The organism is Microbacterium sp. Leaf351 (assembly GCF_001423825.1).
GTDB lineage: Bacteria > Actinomycetota > Actinomycetes > Actinomycetales > Microbacteriaceae > Microbacterium > Microbacterium ginsengisoli.
In genome coordinates this window covers 103,604-106,917 of the sequence record NZ_LMPK01000001.1, presented here as the reverse complement: position 1 = coordinate 106,917, position 3,314 = coordinate 103,604, and the positions used below count along the sequence as shown (strand labels likewise).

Below are 3,314 nucleotides of genomic sequence, written 5' to 3'. Positions count from 1 at the left end.
CCGCGACCGCGCCAGCATCGACACGACCGCATCCGGCCGGCGCACCTCCGTGTCGAACCAGAGCCGCAACTGGCGGGCGCCCGCGAACCGGTCGTCACCATCGACGATCGCGCCGTCGCTGACGAAGCACGCGACGAACGCACGCTCGTCACGCGCGTTGATCGCATCCAGCACCGAGGCCACGATGTCGACCACCGAACCCCCTCCCCAGCGGAATCAGTGATGCGTCACGGTCCGGGCCGCGGCATCCGTCGAATTCATCGGATGCCGTGACGAAAAGGACCGCACGTGGGACCTAGTCTGGGAGCGGGGGCGGGCTCACCCGTGCACGGGGAACGGATTTCAACCGAATTCGTCCACATTTGGACCGGTTCGGGTCGTAATGGACCTGATGGTCGCGTCTCAGCGCGCCAGATTTGTAGTGGCATGGACCTCCCCCTCTCTCTACCGGCGACGCGCCCGCACGTCGACGCGACGGCATGACCGTCGACGCGCGCACCACCTCCGACGATCTCGCGACCCGCCTGCGGCACGATGCATGGCGCCTGCTGTTCGAAGACCCGGCCCGCCTGCGAACCGACCTCGCGGCACTCATCCGCTCCCAGCCCGACGCGCTCCCGCTCGCCCAGGGCTTCCGCGCCCTCGCCATCGACGTGATCGGCGCCGACCTGCTCTACGACATCCCCGGCGCCCCACCCGCGCGCGCCGGCGACGAACCCAGCCCCGGCATCCGACGGCTTCGAGGCCTCATCGAACACCGGCGAGCAGGGGATGCCGCGGCCGCCCTGCGCCACGTCGACAGTGCCCTGAGCGACCCCGAGCCCCCGCTGCCGCTATCCCGCGCGATCGTCGAAGAGCAACGGGCGCTCATCCACCTCGCCTCCGGCGAGACCACCGCCGCGCTCAGTGCCCTCGCCACCGCCGGAGCCCACGCCACCGCCGCACCCACCCTCGCACAGCGCATCCAGTTCGAATCGGCCGTGGCGCACGCGCTCCGCGGCAACCTGCGCGACGCCCGCCACTACCTCGCCGTCGGAGAAGCCATCCCCGCCGCGGCGCCGGCCGGCGCCGTCACCGGCGAGTGGCGTGACGTCGCCCGCGGACTCATCGCCGTCGAATCCGTCTCGCACCCGCAGCTCACCGCCAGCCTCCACCTGCCACCGATCGAGAGCGCCACCGACCTGTGGCCGCTCGTCGCCCTCGTGCGCGGACGAGAAGCCCTCGTCGCGCGCGCACCGCTCCGGGCGCTCGAGACCGCAGAGTTCGCGCTCGACTGCCACGACGCCACCACCCCCTTCGCCGCGTCCGCGACGACCTGGCTCATGGTGTCCGCCCTCGTCGACCTCGACGACGCACCCCGCGCCCACGCGGTCGTCGCCACGGCTCCCCCCACCACCCTCGTCGACCTCGCCCGTGCGCGCCTCGCCCTGCACGAGAACGCCCGCGCCGATGCGCTGCGCATCACCGGCGCCGTGCTCGCCCGAGCCGGCACCGCCATGGCAGAACGAGGCGAAGCGCTCCTCCTGCGGCTCTGGGCGGTCGCCCTCGGTGACGAGCTCGATCCCCGCGAGTGCACGATCGCCGCCCGCCTCGCCACCTTCAGCTCGCTCCGCCGACTCTTCGCCCTCGTGCCCACTTGGCTCATCGCGCAGATCGCGGCCGCCCTCGACGAGCCCTCCCGTGAGCGGATGTCCCGTGCCACCGTCGACCTCGCCCCGTACCGCCCGATGACCGCCACACCACCGGTCCTCACCACCCGCGAATCGGCGGTGCTGCAGGCGCTGTTCACCTTCGACTCGATCTCGCAGATCGCCGCGGCGATGTTCGTCACCCCCAGCACCGTCAAGTCGCAGCTGTCCTCCGTCTACCGCAAACTCGGCGCGCGCGGTCGCGCCGAGGCCATGGCCATCGCCACGAGACTCGACCTCATCGACCTCTGAGCGGTGGGCCGCGGCATCCTCGCGTCATCGTTCGCCCCGCGTAACAGCCCGTTCACATGACCCCCCTAGGTTCGCGCTCATGGGGATCAAAACCGTCATTCCGGCTGCCGGCCTCGGCACGCGTTTCCTTCCGGCCACCAAGGCCATGCCGAAGGAGATGCTGCCCGTCGTCGACAAGCCGGCCATCCAGTACGTCGTCGAAGAAGCCGTCTCGGCGGGCAGTGACGACGTGCTCGTCGTCGTCGGCCGCAACAAGAACGCGCTCGCGAACCACTTCGACCGGGTCACCGAGCTCGAGCACACCCTCGAACGCAAGGGCGACGCCGCGAAGCTCGCGAAGGTCATGGAGGCCAGCCGTCTCGCGGACATCCACTTCGTTCGGCAGGGCGACCCGCTCGGCCTCGGGCACGCCGTGCTGCGCGCCCGCCGACACGTCGGACAGGAGACCTTCGCCGTGCTCCTCGGCGACGACCTCATCGACGCCAGGGACCCGCTGCTGACCCGCATGATCGAGGCATCCGCCCAGAAGTCCGCGACCGTCATCGCCCTCATGGAAGTCGACCCGGCGCAGATCCACCTCTACGGATGCGCCGCCGTCGAGGCCACCGACGACGCCGACCTCGTCAAGGTCGTCGACCTCGTCGAGAAGCCCGCCGCCGCCGACGCGCCCAGCAACCTCGCCATCATCGGCCGCTACGTGCTCAAGCCCGAGATCTTCGAGGTGCTCGAGAAGACCGCGCCCGGCAAGGGCGGCGAGATCCAGCTCACCGACGCCCTCAAGGCCCTCGCCGCCGACGAGAGCATCGCGGGACCCGTCTACGGCGTCATCTTCCGCGGTCGCCGCTACGACACGGGGGACCGCCTCGACTACCTCAAGTCCAACCTGCTGCTCGCCCTCGACCGCGACGACCTCGGCCCCGACCTCGCCGCCTGGCTCAAGGAGCTCGCCACCGGCCTCTGATCGGGCATTCCATTCATCGGAAACAATTCCGAAACCGGACAGTGTCGTCCGAGAAATCTCGAACCTGAAAGATCCCCATGGGGAACCTCAGCACCAACTGAGCGCGCCGATCTTGGGGGTGAGCGCGTCGTACTCGCACATCACTCCACTGAAGGGTTCGCTCACCCATGCCTGCATCCACAGCAGCCGTGCGTTCTCGGCGCCTCGCGCGCACGACCGCACTCCTGATGTCGTTCGCCGCCGTCCTCGGCGTCGCGTTCGGCATCGCCCCGGCAGCCAACGCCGCATCCGTGCCGACCGTCGGCGTCATCACCCTCACGGCCCCCGCAACGGTCGATGAGGGAGACACCGTCACTGTCAGCGTCGCGGTCGACGCATCGACCGACCTGTTCGCCTACGACCTCGGCATCACC

Annotated in this window: 2 protein-coding genes and 2 pseudogenes; 3 read left to right on the top strand and 1 reads right to left on the bottom strand. The window is 70.1% G+C overall.

The genetic code is table 11. From position 1 onward, the window contains the following. Positions 1–195 (bottom strand): annotated as a pseudogene (locus ASG00_RS15010) (hypothetical protein); the annotation flags it as partial. Between the two features lie 284 nt (positions 196–479). On the opposite strand from ASG00_RS15010, the gene ASG00_RS00455 reads away from it, so the two are divergent. The 3 genes and pseudogenes from ASG00_RS00455 to ASG00_RS15005 all read left to right on the top strand — a co-directional run. Continuing rightward, positions 480–1,940, top strand: a complete 1,461-nt coding sequence (locus ASG00_RS00455) for a helix-turn-helix domain-containing protein (protein WP_056206092.1) — start codon at positions 480–482, stop codon at positions 1,938–1,940. 79 nt (positions 1,941–2,019) lie between these two features. Then, positions 2,020–2,901: a UTP--glucose-1-phosphate uridylyltransferase GalU gene (gene galU / locus ASG00_RS00450; protein WP_056206091.1), complete on the top strand. Its 882-nt coding sequence runs from the start codon at positions 2,020–2,022 to the stop codon at positions 2,899–2,901. A gap of 167 nt (positions 2,902–3,068) precedes the next feature. Continuing rightward, positions 3,069–3,314: pseudogene (locus ASG00_RS15005) on the top strand (hypothetical protein); the annotation flags it as partial.